Source organism: Petrotoga olearia DSM 13574 (assembly GCF_002895525.1).
Taxonomy (GTDB): domain Bacteria; phylum Thermotogota; class Thermotogae; order Petrotogales; family Petrotogaceae; genus Petrotoga; species Petrotoga olearia.
Genome location: NZ_AZRL01000003.1, coordinates 70,232 through 88,174, shown reverse-complemented (window position 1 = coordinate 88,174; position 17,943 = coordinate 70,232). Strand labels below are relative to the sequence as shown.

17 protein-coding genes and 1 tRNA gene are annotated in these 17,943 nt (G+C 31.9%); 16 read left to right on the top strand and 2 right to left on the bottom strand.

Annotated features, from left to right (window positions below):
* The first annotated feature begins 162 nt into the window (after positions 1-162).
* The 12 genes from trpS (at position 163) to X929_RS00790 (ending at position 11,492) form a co-directional block, all read left to right on the top strand.
* The gene (gene trpS, locus X929_RS00845; RefSeq protein WP_103066180.1) at positions 163-1,140 is read left to right on the top strand and encodes a tryptophan--tRNA ligase; all 978 of its coding nucleotides are present in this window, start codon (positions 163-165) and stop codon (positions 1,138-1,140) included.
* Positions 1,064-1,837 (top strand): segregation and condensation protein A, encoded by a 774-nt coding sequence (locus X929_RS00840; protein ID WP_121875375.1) that lies wholly within the window; start codon positions 1,064-1,066, stop codon positions 1,835-1,837. Before trpS ends, X929_RS00840 begins: the two co-directional genes overlap by 77 nt.
* Positions 1,830-2,366, top strand: coding sequence for an SMC-Scp complex subunit ScpB (scpB, locus tag X929_RS00835; RefSeq protein WP_103066178.1), 537 nt, complete (start codon positions 1,830-1,832; stop codon positions 2,364-2,366). Before X929_RS00840 ends, scpB begins: the two co-directional genes overlap by 8 nt.
* Positions 2,326-3,066: a pseudouridine synthase gene (locus tag X929_RS00830; protein WP_211286704.1), complete on the top strand. Its 741-nt coding sequence runs from the start codon at positions 2,326-2,328 to the stop codon at positions 3,064-3,066. The genes scpB and X929_RS00830 overlap by 41 nt, the downstream gene beginning before the upstream one ends.
* Positions 3,067-3,386: 320 nt before the next feature.
* Positions 3,387-4,475, top strand: coding sequence for a hypothetical protein (locus X929_RS00825; RefSeq protein WP_103066177.1), 1,089 nt, complete (start codon positions 3,387-3,389; stop codon positions 4,473-4,475).
* 13 nt (positions 4,476-4,488) lie between these two features.
* Positions 4,489-5,697, top strand: a complete 1,209-nt coding sequence (locus tag X929_RS00820) for a hypothetical protein (RefSeq protein ID WP_103066176.1) — start codon at positions 4,489-4,491, stop codon at positions 5,695-5,697.
* Positions 5,698-5,918: 221 nt separating this feature from the next.
* The gene (locus X929_RS00815) at positions 5,919-6,527 is read left to right on the top strand and encodes a sigma-70 family RNA polymerase sigma factor (protein WP_245858618.1); all 609 of its coding nucleotides are present in this window, start codon (positions 5,919-5,921) and stop codon (positions 6,525-6,527) included.
* A complete protein-coding gene (locus tag X929_RS00810) occupies positions 6,517-7,128 on the top strand; it encodes a hypothetical protein (RefSeq protein WP_103066174.1) in 612 nt (203 codons plus the stop codon). The genes X929_RS00815 and X929_RS00810 overlap by 11 nt, the downstream gene beginning before the upstream one ends.
* Positions 7,129-7,183: 55 nt before the next feature.
* Positions 7,184-9,670: a leucine--tRNA ligase gene (gene leuS / locus X929_RS00805; RefSeq protein ID WP_103066173.1), complete on the top strand. Its 2,487-nt coding sequence runs from the start codon at positions 7,184-7,186 to the stop codon at positions 9,668-9,670.
* 87 nt (positions 9,671-9,757) lie between these two features.
* Positions 9,758-10,393 carry a redox-sensing transcriptional repressor Rex gene (locus tag X929_RS00800; protein WP_103066172.1) on the top strand — a complete coding sequence of 212 codons (636 nt, stop codon included), beginning with the start codon at positions 9,758-9,760 and terminating at the stop codon, positions 10,391-10,393.
* Between the two features lie 78 nt (positions 10,394-10,471).
* Positions 10,472-10,978: a hypothetical protein gene (locus X929_RS00795; RefSeq protein ID WP_103066171.1), complete on the top strand. Its 507-nt coding sequence runs from the start codon at positions 10,472-10,474 to the stop codon at positions 10,976-10,978.
* Entirely contained in the window at positions 10,965-11,492 is a 528-nt protein-coding gene (locus tag X929_RS00790; RefSeq protein WP_103066170.1) for a metal-dependent hydrolase, read from the top strand. Before X929_RS00795 ends, X929_RS00790 begins: the two co-directional genes overlap by 14 nt.
* A 21-nt stretch (positions 11,493-11,513) precedes the next feature.
* Here X929_RS00790 and tsaB read toward each other — a convergent pair whose 3' ends face one another.
* Together tsaB and X929_RS00780 are read right to left on the bottom strand one after the other, a co-directional pair.
* Positions 11,514-12,176, bottom strand: a complete 663-nt coding sequence (tsaB, locus tag X929_RS00785; RefSeq protein WP_166667787.1) for a tRNA (adenosine(37)-N6)-threonylcarbamoyltransferase complex dimerization subunit type 1 TsaB — start codon at positions 12,174-12,176, stop codon at positions 11,514-11,516.
* 1 nt (position 12,177) lies between these two features.
* Positions 12,178-13,557 (bottom strand): hypothetical protein, encoded by a 1,380-nt coding sequence (locus tag X929_RS00780; protein ID WP_134080043.1) that lies wholly within the window; start codon positions 13,555-13,557, stop codon positions 12,178-12,180.
* Positions 13,558-13,711: 154 nt separating this feature from the next.
* Here X929_RS00780 and recJ point away from each other — a divergent pair, with 154 nt between their 5' ends.
* The 4 genes from recJ to X929_RS00760 all read left to right on the top strand — a co-directional run bounded on the left by recJ (position 13,712) and on the right by X929_RS00760 (position 17,826).
* On the top strand, positions 13,712-16,819 hold the full coding sequence (gene recJ / locus X929_RS00775) for a single-stranded-DNA-specific exonuclease RecJ (protein WP_166667788.1): 3,108 nt from the start codon (positions 13,712-13,714) through the stop codon (positions 16,817-16,819).
* Complete coding sequence (locus tag X929_RS00770; protein ID WP_103066166.1) at positions 16,812-17,093, top strand: putative Se/S carrier-like protein; 282 nt, start codon at positions 16,812-16,814, stop codon at positions 17,091-17,093. Before recJ ends, X929_RS00770 begins: the two co-directional genes overlap by 8 nt.
* On the top strand, positions 17,072-17,764 hold the full coding sequence (locus X929_RS00765) for a RuvX/YqgF family protein (RefSeq protein WP_103066165.1): 693 nt from the start codon (positions 17,072-17,074) through the stop codon (positions 17,762-17,764). The genes X929_RS00770 and X929_RS00765 overlap by 22 nt, the downstream gene beginning before the upstream one ends.
* A tRNA-Arg gene (locus tag X929_RS00760) sits at positions 17,755-17,826 on the top strand. The genes X929_RS00765 and X929_RS00760 overlap by 10 nt, the downstream gene beginning before the upstream one ends.
* Positions 17,827-17,943: the final 117 nt, after the last annotated feature.

Sequence of the window (17,943 nt, the reverse complement as noted above, 5' to 3'; positions counted from 1 at the left end):
CATTGAGGCTATTTTATCCTAAAGGAAATAGAACAAAACATACAAGATACAGTAGAAATTATAAAAAGAATAACTCCTTTATATAATTTAAAGTCCCTTAAACAACAAATCTATGCTATAATAACTAAGAACATAAAAAAATATAATAAACGGAGGTAAAAGATGACCGTTCTAAGTGGAATGAGAGCTACAGGTAAATTACATATAGGAAACTTTGTGACCTTAGAAAATTGGGTAGAGATTCAAAATAAATCAGACAAAAATTTTTTCTTTGTTGCTGATTGGCATGCTTTGACCTCTCATTATGATACACCTGAGATAATACAACCTTCTACTTTTGATATAATAAGGCATTATATCGCAGTAGGGTTGGATCCTAAAAAAAGTGTTTTATTTGTTCAATCCGCTATAAAGGAACATGCGGAACTTTATTTAATTTTTAGTATGATAGCCCCAGTTTCACGACTAGAAAGGATACCAACCTATAAGGATCAAATAAGTAACATATCCAATAAGGATTTAACTAACTTAGGATTTTTAGGGTACCCCGTTCTACAAGCCGCAGATATTTTGATATATAAAGGCGATAGAGTGCCGGTTGGTGAAGATCAAATCTACCATCTGGAATTTACTAGAGAAATCGCAAGAAAGTTTAATATGAAGTACAAAGAAATATTTCCTGAACCACAACCGATTATTTCCAAAGTGCCTAAACTCCCTGGTACAGATGGAAGAAAGATGTCGAAGAGTTATGGTAACGTTATAAACATAGAAACTAACGAGAAAGAGTTGAAAGAAAAAATTCTTCCTATGATGACAGATCCTGCAAGGGTAAGAAGAACAGATCCTGGAAATCCCGAAAAATGTCCAGTATGGGATTACCATAAGGCATTCACTAAATCTGAAGATGAAAAAGATTGGGTACGGAATGGTTGTACTACTGCTGGAATCGGGTGTGTTGACTGTAAAAAGTTGTTGATCAAAAACATAAAAGAAAGACTTGAACCAGTTTGGGATAAATTATCTTCTACTTCTGTAGAAGATGCAATAGAAATAGCTGAAGATGGAAACGAAAAGGCAAGAAAGGTTGCCAGCCAAACTATGCAAGAGGTTAGAGAGGCTTTACATTTCAGATGGTGAGGAGGATCAAATAATTAACTTTAACTATCTCGATATAAAATTAGACATATTTTCTGGCCCTTTTTTTAAACTCGTTGAATTAATAAAGGAAAAAAAGATACCGGTTAGAAAGATATCTGTCAGTTACATCTCAGATATGTTTGTTGATTACCTCAACGATAACTTTCAGGACCTAAACTCTATAGGGGAATTTTTAGAATTAGCGTCTTATTTGACATTTTTGAAGTCCAAAGAAATACTTCCCAATTCTAATAACGATAAAGAATTTAGAAAACATAGAGAGATCATATATGAGACCATTGAAAATTACGACGTTATCAAAAAAGCCCAAGAGATCATAAAAAAAGATTTTGGTGAAGATAAGAAAAAACCTGTTAGAGTTAAGAATAAGGCATCAATAGAAAAAGAGATCATTGAAAATCAGTTAGTTAAGTTCTTCGATGACTACATTACAAAACAAAAAAAACTCGAAATTATCCGAGATACTTATCGTATAGAAGATGCAATAAAAATGCTCGAAAAAAAAGACGAATTTAATATTCTAGATCTTTTCGAATATTCTCAACATAAAAAGATGAATTTTTTAGTAATGTTTTTAGCTTCCCTAATTTTGGTAAACCGTGGTTTTTTCGAATATGAAAAAGGTCTCTTTATTAAACTTAGTTCGCAAAATCTTGGAAGTGATTTGAATGGCTAAAAGCAAAATAGATGTAGAAATTCGAATGATAGAAGCATTAATATTTTCAACTCCTAACGGTGTATCTTTCAAAGAGATCTCCAAGCGTTTAAAGATAAAAGAAGAAGAATTGAGAAGCTATCTTGAAGAAATAGAATTGCATTATATTGGTGACCAACACGGTGTGGAATTGATAAAAAATGGCAACAAATACAGATTTGAAATAAAGCCAGAAATAAAATCTATGGTCTTCACAAATCCTCGAAAATTTGAGTTAACACAAACTCAATTTGAAGTATTAGCAATACTGTTTATGAATGGAGATAGCAGGGTTGTTGAAATAGAACAAATCAGAGGTAAAAATAGTTATTACCAACTAAAGAAGTTAATGGAATACGATTTAATTAAAAAAAGTAAAAAGAAAAACCATACATACTACCATCTTACAGAAAAATTTTACGAATTCTTACCGGATAAAACGTTGAAAAAATTGGAGGAAATGAAGAAGAATGAAGTTACAAAAGGCTCTCCAAATAATATCTCTGAGTAGAAGACAGTCCTCAGAATACATATTAAAAAAAGGCGTGAAAGTCAACAACAAATTGGTTAAAGAACCATGGTATGAATTAAAAGAAAATGATTTCATAGAATTTAACAATAAAAAATATTATCTTTCCGATCTAAAAAAGAAAGCTGAAAACAAGGTTTATTACCTTCTGAACAAACCTAAAGGAATCTTGTGTACCTTTAAAGACGATTTTGGTAGAAAAACGATAAATGATTTGCTGAAAGGAAAGATTGAAGAAAGAATTTTTTACGTAGGCAGGCTTGACTACGATTCAAGCGGTCTTTTGCTTCTGACAAACGATGGCGATTTAGCCAATTATTTGTTGAGGCCTGAAAATAAGGTCGCAAAAGTTTATGAAGTATTGGTAACAGGTACACCTTCAAAAAAGGAATTGCAGATGTTGGAAGAAGGTATCACACTTGAAACCGGATATAAAACGATGAAATCCAAGGTGAAGATTTTGAAAAAAGAAAAGGATCTATCGCTCCTACAAATCAGTTTAAACGAAGGTAAAAAAAGGCAGATAAAACTCATGATAAAGGCTTTAGGTTATAAAGTTATAGAATTAAAAAGGATCAAGTTTGGGCCATGGAGTATCGAAGAAGTTCCTAAACCTGGGGATATAAAATCCTTAGGAAGTATGGAAGAGGTAAAAAATAGACTTTTATCAAACTTTTCATAGACAATATAAGCTTGAGGAATATAAGCTTGAGGAATAAAACAATGAGGACGCTAAAGCGTCCTCATTGGATGGGCCGAAATATCAATCATGATGTTTCGGGGGGATGGGTATTTTTATTATAGCCGATTATTATTAAGGCTCGTATTCAAAAAAATTAAATTATTTTGCATTTTCTTCTCATTTAAAAAGAAAGTATTATCAATTTAATTTTAAGGCTTTTAAAAAAGAACTAAATTTGAGAAAAATATGGTATAATGTGATGTTTCAGATAAATTAGAGTTTTTTAGGATTTCAAAAAAATAAATTTGGGGATGAAAAAAATGAAAAGGTTTTATTATGTATTTTTGTTGTTAGTTGTAAGTATGTTCCTGTTTACATCCTGTGCACTTCAAGAGATTGAGATAAAAGCTGATCCCACGCTTCAAGTACCTATTGCGACTGAAAGCATTTTAATGTCCGATTTAGTGGATACTGAAGATATTGTTATTAGTTTAAGTGAAAGTTTTGGTGAAGATGCCGCCGTCACACACAAATCTGATAATCCCTTAACTTATGGGGTAGATTTGAAAATATTCGACGGACAAGAAATTTTGACTGAACTTGAACTTCCCGATTTTGATTCTGTACCCGCGAATGAATACCCTCTTATAACTTCTGATTCTTCTATAACTTTGGCTTCTTTTTCAAGTTGTGATTTGGGGATCTTAGAGGATATTGAATTAACTTCCCTTCCTGCAACTCTTGTAGTAAGAAATGCAACAGGGGTAACAGTTGAAGCCACATTAACTTCAGGAGATACTTCAAAAAAAATTACATCAGGAGATAAAACTGACTTGGCAGATCTTTTTAATGTTGAAAATGATTTGATGTTGGAATCTATGTCAATAACTTTTGATGAAGAATTTTCAGCTTATGCATCGACCACTATAGCACTCTTGGTGGATTTTCCTTTTGAATTTACAATAACCGACGACTTAGAATTGTTTACAAATAAAGATGATGTAGGCGATGAGGATATCTTTGGCAGATCTGGTGAAGATTCTGATGATTTGAGTGATATACTCGATGGGATAGAATCATTTAAGCTTCACATGGATTACGACAACACGACAGGGCTCCCCTTAAAGATGGAAGTCCAAGGATGGGATGTTGAAAAGAGTCAACCTACTGATTCAGACCCTGTAACGGGGGAAATAACGGTCGGTGAAGGTAAAACTGTTGAATTTGATTTAACAGACCTTATCGAAGATATAAAAGGTACAGTTCCTTTTGATTTGGTATTTACCGCAAAATTGCCGAAATCGGAGGCAGAAACTTATTCATTGAATATGGTAGGAAGTTTAGTTCTTCGCCTTTGGTTGGATCTTGATACAGACTTAACAATACCAATTACTTTAAGTGCACAATGAGGAGGATATGACTATGAAAAGATTGTTTATCGTATTGCTAATACTTTCATCGGTTTCTTTGATCATTTTTTCAGAAGGATTGAGATCTTTTGATAGTAGTTTGAATCCGCTTTTGTTAGAATCAATAGGCAAAAGAAATTATTTTGAAATTGAGGTTTCTCCAGATATTATGATTTATCAAAACGCTTACAAAATAGCAGACCTTTTACCCATATTGACTGCTACAAAGTTCACTATTGATTTCGACGAAATATATACTTATTTAGAAGGAGATGATTTATTCTTCATAACCAAAGATAACGTTGAAGGACACTTTGTAGTAAACATCTTTGATGTGGGTCTTGGAGTTGTACTCAATGGGGATTTAAAAAGTGATTTAACGGTACCAAACGAATTGATAATGCTTATTGCTGAAGGTAACGAAATAGATGAGCCCTACAAAGATACGATGTCGTTTAACTTAGATACATCTTTTAAAGCGGGAGTGTACGCTTCTTATAATTTTGATGGTTTGTCGGTTGGGTTGGTTTACAACCTGTTCTTGCCGATAGCCTATACCGAGGAATCAAATATTGATTATGAATTTTCTACAGATACACAGGAAGCTACAACAACAGCGAAGCTGAACTTGAACGTTGACTTGTATTCTCCTTTTAGCAATGACGAGCTTGAAAATATATCATTTAATTCCATAACAGATAAATTATTCACTGATGCTGGCCATGCCATAGATGCAGGTGTAACCTTTGGTGAGATTAAAAAACCTGTTGCAGGAATCGCAGTAAAAAACATAACGGTTAAACCCGCAAAGATTTCTTACAAGATCCCTTATCAAGAAACAATTAGTATTTTGGGTGAAGATTCCAGTAGTTCAACATCTACGGAAGTTCTCGTAGATGAAGAATATGTATATCCAATGAGTGTTACCGGATTTTTTAGGATACCAGTAGTCTTTCTTGATATTATTCCATATGGAGAGTTCTATTTGGATGATCAAAAGATCGATTGGGGAGTACAAGCCAAAACTTCTCTATTCAATTTTATACCGTTGACAGTTGGAATTGAAAACTATTATGGTTACTGGAACACGTTTTTAGGTTTTGGGATAAATAGCAGAATTGTTGAGTGCAGAACAGAAATATCCCTTACGGCAAAGGATCTTGATAAAATTTTCGATTTGAACGGGTTTTCGTTTAAATCAAGTTTTGCAATAGGGTTTTAAAAACAAATGTTTAAAGAATTATAAAAAAGGGCGCTTAGCGCCCTTTTTTTGAAAGTATTTTGCTGAATGTAGTATAATAGAGAAAAAGATAAATAAAGTTGGATTTTTTGGGAACCAGGAAAAGGGATTCTATCTATAAGTTTTTCAGGCCGTTTAAAGGTAGGAAATATATAGTATTTGTGAGGAGTCATATGAGTAGGCATATCTATAGGCTAAGGGGAATGAATTTGGATAAACTTATAGAACTTGCACAAATAGGGGACAACCAAGCTCTAGGCATAATTCTTGAAAAGTTTGAACCTATGGTGAAATCTATTGTCGGGAAATATTATGGTACATGGTTGGAATTCGAAGATTTTTTACAAATAGGTTTGGTAGGTTTAATTCAAGCGGTATATAATTTCAGAAAAGATGCAAACGCTAAATTTTCAAGTTTTGCCTATATGAATATCTCTTCGGAGATAAAATCTTTTGTCACGTACTTGAACAGAAATAAACATAAGGTTTTAACAGAGGCTGTAAGTATGGAAAACACAGACGACGAATTTTCAGAAAATGCCGATTATTACATAGAAAGTGTTGATTCTGAAAAGAAAGACTTCCTCAGGGAATATTTTCTAGCAAAGAGTCTTGAACAACTTGAATGCAAGGAAAGGGAAATTGTAGAATTATGGATATATGGATACTCATATCAAGAAATAGGGGATAAAATGGAAATAAATACAAAAAAAGTCGATAATACCATCCAAAAGATAAAGAAGGTCCTCGCAAGAAATATAGACGAATATAATGACATAGTGGAGTTGTTTGGAGGTAAGTATGAAATTTAAGATAACTATCTTTGTTGTGAGCTTGGTAGCAATAGTTTTATCAATTGCGACAGAAATTAGGGTGATAGAACTTAGGAAGGATCTTCAAAGTCAATTCAATCGATTGAATTCAACAGTGAATGAAAAATTGCAGGCTCAAGAAAAAGAGATTTTGACTCTAAATAAATATTTTGAGCCAGATGGTGTGGTAGAAAAATTCATAGTTTCAAACAATTTTTTAGAAAAAAATTTAAACGATCTGGATAAAATTATCACTAATTTAGATGAACCATCAGACGCTGGGTACATTCAAATCTATATTATAGGTTCTTCTGATGTATGGGTAGCGTTTAGAAATTCTGAAGGTAGATACATCTTCCAAGGAAATTTAAAGCCAGGATTGAATCCATACAAATTTTACTTTTTTAAAGAGCCTTCTATAGAAACTCAGTATACCTACACACTTCCTTTTAATGCTTCATTTAAGAGTGGAGTTCCTGAAAATACCTTTTTTCTAATAAAAGAACCTGGTCAATACAGACTTATAAAGCACCCCAACAAAGATATTTCGAACATAATGATAGATTTAAATCTCTATATTCCGACTGTTACAGGGAAATAGTCAATTGTGGTATAATTAACAAAAGAAAATTCACACAATGGAGGAATGACCCTAGATGGAAAAAACCTACAATCCACAAGAAATAGAGAAAAAATGGCAACAGAAATGGCAAGAAAAAGATGCTTTTAAAGTAGTGAATGATGATTACCATAAAAAATACTATGATTTGGTAATGTTTCCTTACCCTTCGGGGACTCTCCATGTTGGCCATGTAAAAAACTATGTCATAGGTGACGTTATAGCTCGATACAAGAGGATGAGAGGGTACAGTGTGATGCATCCTTTTGGTTTTGATGCATTTGGTTTGCCTGCTGAAAACGCAGCGATAGAGAAGGGTAACATTCATCCCGAAGATTGGACTATGCAAAATATCAATATCATCAGAAATCAAATTAAAAAGCTTGGTATTAGTTATAATTGGGATAGAGAAGTTATAACGTGTAAGGAAGATTACTACAAATGGACACAATGGATATTCTTACAATTGTATAAAAATGGGTTAGCCTACAAGAAAAAGGCACCTGTGAATTGGTGTCCAAACTGCAAAACGGTACTAGCTAATGAGCAAGTTGTTAATGGAAGATGTGAAAGATGTGGGACCTCTGTGGAAATTAAACAGTTAGAGCAATGGTATTTCAAAATAACTGACTATGCTGAAAAGTTGTTAAATGATTTAGAAAATTTGAACGGATGGCCTGAGAATGTCAAAACAATGCAGAAAAATTGGATAGGTAAAAGTGTGGGAGCCGAAGTCGAATTTAAACTTGATAATGGCAAAGGAAGCTTGAGAGTTTTTACCACCAGGCCTGATACCTTGTGGGGAGTTACTTTTATGGCGTTATCTCCTGAATCACCTCTTGTAGAAGAGTTAACAACTCCAGAAAATACTGAAATAGTAAATAAATTTTTGCAAAAAGTGAGCTTGCAAGATAGGTTTAAAAGAACCGCTGAAGGAGCAGAAAAAGAAGGCGTTTTCACTGGAAGTTACGCCATAAATCCTGTGAATGGAGAAAAGATACCTATTTACGTAGCAAATTATATTTTATACGAATATGGTACGGGGGCAATTATGGCTGTTCCTGCGCATGATCAAAGAGACTTTGAATTTGCGAAAAAATATAATCTTCCCATCAGAATTGTTATAATGCCTGAAGATGACAAGTTAAATGAAGAAAAGTTAGAAAAAGCTTACGTTGGAGAAGGAGTTTTGATAAATTCCAGAGAATTTACGGGGTTAGATAACCAAACAGCAATTAAGAAAATCTCTCAATGGTTAGAAGATAAAAAGATCGGAAAAGTTGTCACCCAGTACAAATTGAGAGATTGGCTCATATCAAGGCAAAGGTATTGGGGAGCTCCGATTCCCATTGTATATTGTGAAAAATGCGGGGTAGTTTCTGTTCCGGAAGATGATTTACCTGTAAAGCTTCCCAGGGACGTTGAATTTGAACCAACCGGAAAAAGTCCTTTGATCGATCATCCCGATTTCAAAGAAACAACATGTCCAAAATGTGGTGGAAAAGCTAAAAGAGAAGTTGATACTATGGATACCTTTGTGGATAGCTCATGGTACTATTTGAGATATGTGAATCCAAAACTAGGAGAAAAACCTTTTAATAAGGAAGATGTAGATAATTGGTTGCCTGTAGATCAGTATATAGGTGGAGTCGAACATGCAATTTTGCACTTACTTTATTCAAGGTTCATAACCAAAGTGCTGAAAGATCTTGGGTATTTCAGTTTTGATGAGCCTTTCAAAAATCTTTTCACTCAAGGTATGATATACAGGAACGGGGCTAAGATGTCTAAATCAAAAGGTAACGTTGTGTCTCCTGAAGAAATGATCGAAAAATATGGTAGCGATGCTTTAAGAACTTACATTCTTTTTATGGCTCCTCCAGAAAGGGATGCAGAATGGAATGATTCAGGCATAGAAGGTACATACAGATTCTTAAATAGGGTTTGGAATATGTACATGAAAATACAAGATAAGATAATTCATCTTGAAAATAACTCAAATTATCTTTTGAAAAATAAATATGAAAAGGATTTAAGAAGAAAATTACACCAAACTATTGAGAAAATAACGAGCGATATAGAAGGTAATTTTCAATTTAACACCGCAGTAAGTTCCCTTATGGAACTTTTGAATGAATTAAACTCATACCTAAACAATACAGATGAAAAAGATTGGAACCTCAACTTACTAAAAGAATTTTCTGAAGATTTTGTATTGATGTTGTCTCCTATTGCTCCTCATATAAGTGAAGAATTATGGAAGAATTTTGGAAAAGATGGTTTTATATTTAAAGCAAGTTGGCCAAAGATCGATAAGAATGCTTTGAAAGCAGAAGAAATTACGTTAGCCGTACAAATAAACGGGAAGTTGAGAGCCCAGATAACGATTGATGTTAATTTAAAAGAAGAGGAAGTAAAAAGTTTTGTCTTAGAGGATGATAAAGTTCAAAAATATATAGCAGGTAAAAAGATAGAAAAAATCATTTATGTCCCAAAAAAAATCATAAATATAGTGGTCAAGTAATAAATAACAAATAGGAGGTGAAAAAAGTTTTTCACCACATTGTAAATAAACTATTATTAACACGTTGGTGAGAACTTTCGTATAAATATGAAATCACCAAAAGTTCCCAAACCTACAATAAAAAGATTAGCCATGTACAACAGATTTTTAAAAGAGCTAGTGGAAGAAGGAATACCAAAGACTTCTTCAAAAGAGATTGCTGAGGCTCTTAACATAAAGGCTTCTCAGGTTAGAAAAGATCTATCTTATTTTGGAGAGTTTGGAAAGAGGGGCGTAGGATACGATGTTGAAGATCTATGTTTAAAGATTCAAAAGATTTTAGGAACAGAAAGGATTTGGAACGTTGCAATTATAGGAGTAGGAAACCTTGGTAGAGCTATTTCTCATTATCCTGAATTAGAAAAATACAAGTTTAAAATAGTTGCAGCCTATGATGTAGACAAAAGAAAAATCAATTCTAACTTGTTACCCGGTATTCCAATAAAACATATTAAAGAACTAAAGAATAAAAACAATGATCTTGATTTTGAAATAGCGATATTAACTGTTCCATCAAATGTGGCTCAAGAAGTTACAAATATATTAATAGAAGCCGGTGTAAAAGGGATATTGAATTTTGCCCCAGTAACTTTGAACTCCGATGATCATGTTGTTATTGAAAATGTTGATTTTGTTATTTCTCTTAAAACGTTAACGTATGAAATAGTTAGTCAAAATTTGTAAAATCTGACACCCGAAAACTTACGTTTTCTCTATTGATTACAATCAAATATATTAAAACAATAAGGAGGCTAATGTTTTTTGCTTAATATAAATTATCCTGTTTCTCTAGATACATTAAAAAAGTTAAAAAATGGTGATAAAGTTCTGTATACGGGGAAAATTATATTTGTTACTCCTGAAGCCTTAAAAAGGCTTGAAAAGTATTATCAATTGGAAGGGGTGCCTTTATATAAATTTGTTGGGGAATTTGTTACTTGTGGAACTTTTAATTTGGCTCACGGTGAGATTAAAAATATCAGTATCACAGAAATATCCGATTATTTTGATTTTCTGTTTGAAGGAGGAGCCAATTCTTTAATAGTAGATAAGTTACTCCCAAAAACATTAAATCAACTGAAAAAGTACAATAGGCCCATTCTTAAAACGCTTTCTAAGTCTATCAGTTTTTTCGATCCAAAAGTCCTTTTTTATAAAGATATTAAAAATGGGGGGATTATAGAAGTTTGGACAAAAAGGCTTCCTATAGAGGTGTTAGCATTTGATGAAAAGGAGCAGTTAAGAGATATAAATAATGCCGAATTTTAAAACTCACATATTAAGCGGTATTTTGGGGTTCCCTGTATTCTTTTTAGTGTTCAATTTTATTTATAGTCATTTGTTTTACGAGGTTTATTATGTTTCAGGTGAGATCGTAGCTTCTTATTTTCTCTTTGTTGTTGGGAGTGATTTCCCCGATATTGACCACCAAAATTCTTTTATAAACAAATTAATGAGATTGTTTTTAATTTTTGGAAGTGTGTACTATCTCTTTGAATATGATTTCTTGTATAGAGAGTATCTACCTTTTTCTTATAACCTTTCAAATTTTATTTTGATAGTTGTAGGTGTTTTACTAGGATTACTTTTAGGAATAATTTTTAACAAACTATCGAAACACAGAGGATTGTGGCATTCATTTTTAATTGGTGGTATACTCTCTGTCATCATTTACTTACTTAATTTAAAATATAGAACCCCTATAAACATACTGTACAGTTTGAGTTACTTTGTAGGTTTCTCATTGCATGTTATTTTAGATAAGAATCTCAAAACGAAATAGGGAAACAGAATCATTCTTGCCCTATTTTGTTTTTCTTCTCTCTAAATTTTCAACAGCTAAAGGTTTTTGAAGATAAAGAGGTTCCAAGTTTTTTATTTTTACTCTTTTACCTTTCAATGTTTCTGCAATTAGAGATTCTTCTTCAATGTTTGAATAAAATACTTCATTTTCCAGTTTATATTTGTTTTTAAAATATTCAGCTTCTTCATTTATTAAAATACAATTGTTCATAGAATTTATTAAAAAATCTTCAAAGACCATTTGAGGGCCAAAGATTCTTTTCCCATCTTCGTATATAGATGCATATGCGGCATTCTCTCGTGCTCTTTTTAAAACAGTCAACTTTTTTTTCTTAAGATCATGGTTATTATTCACCACGGAACGATACAAAACATCAGAAGAGAAAAAGGTATAAACTTCTTTTTCTGGGTTATCTATTAAAAGTCCTTGTAAAGTAGAAATAGCTACTCTGATCCCGGTGAACGATCCGGGACCTATATCTATACCAAACTCATCTATATTTTTTATATTTGTTTTTGATTCTTCTACCACTTCTTTGATCGCTTTAGCGAGGTAATTACCCGATTTGTTCTCAGTCAAAATCCTTGTATAAATCTTATTTTTTTCATCTTGTAATAAAACAAGTATATTTTTTAGAGTAGTTGAAAGTATTAAAAGATTCAATTTATTCACCTTCTTTTGTTTTGTCTTTTAATTTTAAGGCGGTTTTATATGCGTTGATTGATGCATTATACTTCCCTGCAACCTCATAGGATTTTGCCAAAATTAGAAACGCCTTATAATCTTCTGGATTTTTTAAAATAAGTTTTTCTGCCAAATGTGTAGCAAACCTTCCTAATTTCAATGTACATAAAAAATTGATTTTTGAATACGTGGGGAACAATTCAAAATACAAGAAAATTATAAAGAGAGCAGTTAATATAGAAAACCAAAAATAGGCGAAGATTTTTCTTGCTGATGATTCTTGTGAGTCTGTTGTTTGCTCTATCGAAGTTGCTTTATTACTTTCTAATTCTAACGCAACAGGTAAGTTTTCTATTCTAGTAATTTGCATTTGAAGTTTCAAGATCTCACTATTTATTTGTTCGTTGAAAGATAAAGACAAGTTTTCAAAATTTTCATCAACGACTGGGACTTTTTCTTGTATATTCTCTAATTTAGAATTTAAAGCTCTTAATAACGGTAAAAATATGTTGTAAAGTAAATTTTTTTCTATAGTGAGTGCCTTTAAATTCTCTCCAACTTTGTACACTTCAGATATAAAAGAAGACAATTCTTGTTTTTCGACAAAAAAAACCTGATCGTTCAATGAAGTTAACCTCTGTTTTAAATAAAAATAATTTTTAAGTTGAGAATATGCTACTACAGATTCATTTATGGAATTGTGTTTATTTAAAAATGTCAGTAATTTATATGCTCCTAGGTACTTATCTTCCTCAACTAGATATTTAGATTCAGAAATAAATTTTTCAAACAATATATAATTAGTTGCTGGTACGAAAACTTCAATAAACTTTTCAATGTCTTCATCAAAATAGATTGGGGAAGAAAGAGAATTACTTATAGTTGTTCTGATAAAGGTTTCATAAGAATTAACTTGCAAATACTCTTTCAATCCCTCTAATTTATATAAATATTTATAATAAGATTCTTCAAAATTGCCTGTGTTAAATATTTTATTCAAAATAGGTATGATTTCAGGAAAGATGAAAAGAATTTTATTGGTATCTTCCTCTGGAATAAAAAAATTGGTGCCTAATACTCCCAAGTTAATGCAAAAATTTTTTAGGTCTTCAGAAATAATGTAATTAACAAAGTTATAATTTCTATATTTGTTAAACAAAGAGATCTTAGCTGATATTAAAGAGCCTGTATCAGTAATTCTAGCATCACTAGGATTTTCTACAATATAGTCTAAAAAATATTCCCATGATAATTCCAGAGTTGCCGAGTTTTTTGAAAGATTTTCTATTTCTTCGATAGTTAAAGCCCATGAAAAAATAGACAGAGTCGAAATAAAGATTATCAATAATATGTTTTTCACACAAATTGCACCCCTTCTAATTGGACTTATCCAATCTTCAATATTATACAACAATTTAGCTTTTTTGAATCTTTACAAATCTTTCTTTAATATTTTAGTACTAATAATGTATAATATTTATAAAGAAAAAAATAAGAGAAGGGAGAAATTTAATATGGAGAGTAAATGGAAGGTTTTTTGGGACCCAAAGGCTTCTTATTATCAAGAAAAAGAAAGAGTTGCAAAAACCTTATCTAGTGTTTTAGGTATTTCCAATTTTTTGGCAAAGCTATTAGTATCTAGAAATATCGAAACACCCGAAGAAGGAGATAAGTTTTTAAACCATTTGGAATTGGAAAGCTTTGACCCTTATTTGATGAAGGATATGTCAAAAGCCGTAGAAATTCTCAAGCAAATCAAAGAAAAGAAAGAAAAAGTGGCGATCTTCGGTGATTACGATGTTGATGGGGTAACCGCGACTTCCGTTTTGTATCTTGGTTTAAAAAAATTAGGTTACGATGTAACTTCTTACATTCCGTCCAGAATAGAAGAAGGTTATAGTCTAAACATTAAGGCTATATCCGATTTAAAAAGTAAAAATTATAACAATATTGTTACTGTTGATTGCGGTACAACATCCATACGAGAAATTGACTATGCAAAAAGTCTTGGAATGAAAGTTATAGTTACCGATCATCATTTGCCTCAAGAGAATCTTCCAAAAGCAGATGCGATATTGAACCCAAAAAGGAAAGACGATGAATATCCTTTCAAGGATCTGGCAGGGGTCGGAGTAACTTTTAAATTACTACAAGCCCTTTACAAAAGTTACGATGATTCTTTGGACCCTTTCGAATATATAGACCTTGTGGCAGTGGGCACTATTGCTGACATAGTCTCGATAACCTCAGAAAACAGATATTTGGTTAAAATAGGATTGAACAAATTAAAAACCAATCCAACGAAAGGTTTAAAATATTTACTGGATGAATTGAAGATAGTTGATTCTGAGATAAATTCCCGAACCATCACTTTTAAAGTTGCTCCCAAGATAAATGCTGCGGGAAGAATGTCAGATGCACGTGCAGCGTTTAATTTGTTAACTGAAAAAGATGAAGAAAAATTAAAAAAAGCGGTTTCAGAATTACTCCGACTAAATTCAAAAAGGCAAAGTACCGAAAAGGAAATCTATTTATACTCTTTAAGTTTGTTAGATTTGTATCCTGAATATAAAAAGGACCCCGTGTTGGTTTTAAGTGGAGAAGACTGGCATATGGGAGTTCTTGGGATAGTGGCTTCCAAACTGTCGAATCAATTCAATAAACCCGTTTTGATGATATCAAAAAATCAGGAAATGGGTAAAGGTTCAGGAAGAAGTCCCCAGGGCATAGATTTAATGGAGCTTCTTCTCAAAGTCAATGAAAGAGGTGTTTTTGAAGAGTTTGGTGGTCATAAGTTTGCCGCGGGTTTTTCCCTTCTCTCTGAAAATATAGAAACTTTAAGAAAGGGGATTAACGAGGTTTACAAAGAGTTATATGGGAGCAAAAAATTAGCCTCTCAAATTGATGTGGATATGGAAATAGAAGGAATATGGGAAACGATGTTTGAAGATATAAACATGTTAGAACCTTTTGGATATGGGAATGAGGAGCCTGTTTTTTTGATAAGAGAAGCTAAACTAGAAAACATAAGATTCTTTCGTAATGGTTCTCAAAGTTTTTCAGGAACTCTCAACAAAGATTCTTTAATCATAGATGTTTTAGGATACGATTTAGGATACAGATTAAGCGAGTTAACTGATAATAAAAAAAGAGACCTTGTTACAGATCTTGTTGGCACCTTTAGAATAGAGAACTCTTATAATTTAAAAAACAGCTATGTTAAATTTTACTTGCAAGATTTGAAGATTAATGAGAGAATAGAACAAGAAGAAACTGCAAAATGGAACTTTGCATCTAATATTCTTCAAGATGAGCTGAACAAGATCATGAATGTAGAAATATTAAATGATAATTTAACCAGGGGTAAAGTAGCAATGTTTCTTCCAAGTAAGATCAAAAATGATTCTTTACTGAAAAAAGTTCAGTTATCATTAGAAGAGCATCAAAAGCTGATAATCGTTTCCGCAACAAACAGTTTATTGGAACACATATATAAGATAATAAACACTTATTTTCCAGAGAATTTATTATACTTTAGCAATCAATATATCCTTACGCCAGAACTTATATCTAATTATAGTGTGATATTCGTTACAGTACCTAAATTTATTAAAAATTGTGAATTACTTGATTCTATGCAAGCTGAAATTATTATCGACGAACCATTCTATTCATTATTCCATCCGGTAGTGAGAAAAGTTCCGGAATATCAGCAATTTAGGAAATATGCTCTTCAAAAGCCTAAAATTAGTATTTTCAGTTCTATTTACAGCGAAGAGTTAAAAGAAGTTTTAAAAAGAGCGGGATTTAAAATTCTTATATCTTTTTCGAATAATAATAGCTTTGAAGTGGTGAGAGAAAGAAACAATATTCTTGGACTTTTGAAGGATTACACAAATGAAAGAAATGGCAAAGTATTGGTCTTGAATGATTATGAGAGACAAAAATCTTTAGTGAGACTGTTAGACGAAAAATTACAAGTTGATGAAAACGATATAAGACTTTTCAACCATTCAATGAGTTTTAGGGAAAAACTTATTTCTAGAGAAAAATTTAAAAATGAGAAAGCTAATTTTTATATAACTTCGTTTTCTAACAACGGTATAGCGTTTGAAGTTAAACAATTCTCACCCATTTTAATAATTGTAGATGTTCCAAAAACGGACATAGAGCTTTTGGACTTGGTTTCTACATGGATGAAAAAGACTCAAAGAACAACTATCATATTGGCTTACAATAATCGGTTCAAAGTTAAATTACTTTACGAATATTCAAGAAAGTACCCATCTTTTAAAGTATTAAAACGTGTCTATGATTTTATAGAAGATGGACATTGCAATGTGGAAGAGATACAAAATTCTCTTTTGAAGGGTGATAAATCGTTATCAGAAACTGTTTTAAACGTGATGGAAGATGCCAATTTGATAAAGGTGAATGAAGAAGAAGTGGAAATATTGGATAATTTTAATCTAAAGGATTTACGTGAAAGCTCTAATTTCAAAGAAAACATATTAGATAATTGGATATTGAAAAATTCTATCAATTTCTATGAAAATTTAGATACAAGGGAATTAATTGAATTCTTGAAAGGCAGTTCTAAAGCAGGAGCGAGAAGTGTATAAATTGAGTAAAGATTTAAGAACGACGTTAGATCTTGATTTAGTTTTACTAAATGAAAATTATCAAATATTAGAAATAAAAGAGATGTTAGCAAAGAACGGCGTTTTTTGTAAGATTTTTCCTTCGCCAAAGTCCGTGTTGCAAGCTTGTGCACCGGTTATTTGTTTTTCCTCTAAAGATAAAGAAAAAGTCATTTATATATTAGATGAAAATGGAGTTAAATATGATTTGGTTAAATTGGAGAAAGATATCATATGGGAACTTTTAAGAACTTAAAAGTATATGGAATAGATTACGGAACGAGTAAGTGTGGTATAGCTTTTTTAAAACAAGATGTAAATATTCCGTTACCAAAGGCAACGGTACCGTCAGAAAAACTCTTAGAATATCTGATTTCGTTGGATTTAAGCCATGACGATTTAATCGTTTTTGGATTACCAATTTCCATGTCAGGGAGATATTCAAAACAGAGTTTTTTGAGTATAGATGAAGCTATAAGGGTAAAAGAAAGAATAGGATGCAAAATTTACTTTGTGGATGAAAGATTAACTACTTCCACTTTATACAGTGAGTTTAAAGGACAAGTTAGTTACAAAAAGGTAAAAGAGACCAAAGACCAAAATAGTAGTGTACTCATTCTTTCCAATTTTATTCAAAGCCCAGGAAACGCCATTGCCTTGGCAGAAAAAGAAATATATAATCTAAAAAAAAACTTTTCAAATTACAAAGATGTCTTGATCTGGGATATTCCGATTAGTAATGAGGTTAAAAATTTTTCTATTTTTGCAAAAGATCCTTGGGTATTTTGGTTTTACTACAAAGAAGGATTTAGAAGTACCACTTTGATATCTGACCTAAAAGATTATTATGATTTAATTATAACAACTAAAGAAAATGAAGATAAAATTCAAGTGAATATTAATTATAGTGAATTGATGTGCCTGTAGCCTAACGGATAAAGCGTTGGACTCCGGATCCAAAGATGCGGGTTCGACTCCCGCCAGGCACATTTTTAATAAAGTAAAGTTGTAGGATGCGGGAGGCTAAAGCAGGTTTTAGGTAACTTAGAATGATGAAATTATTTTTTTTAAATTTTGAACTCTCTATATAAGAAATAGACGCTTTA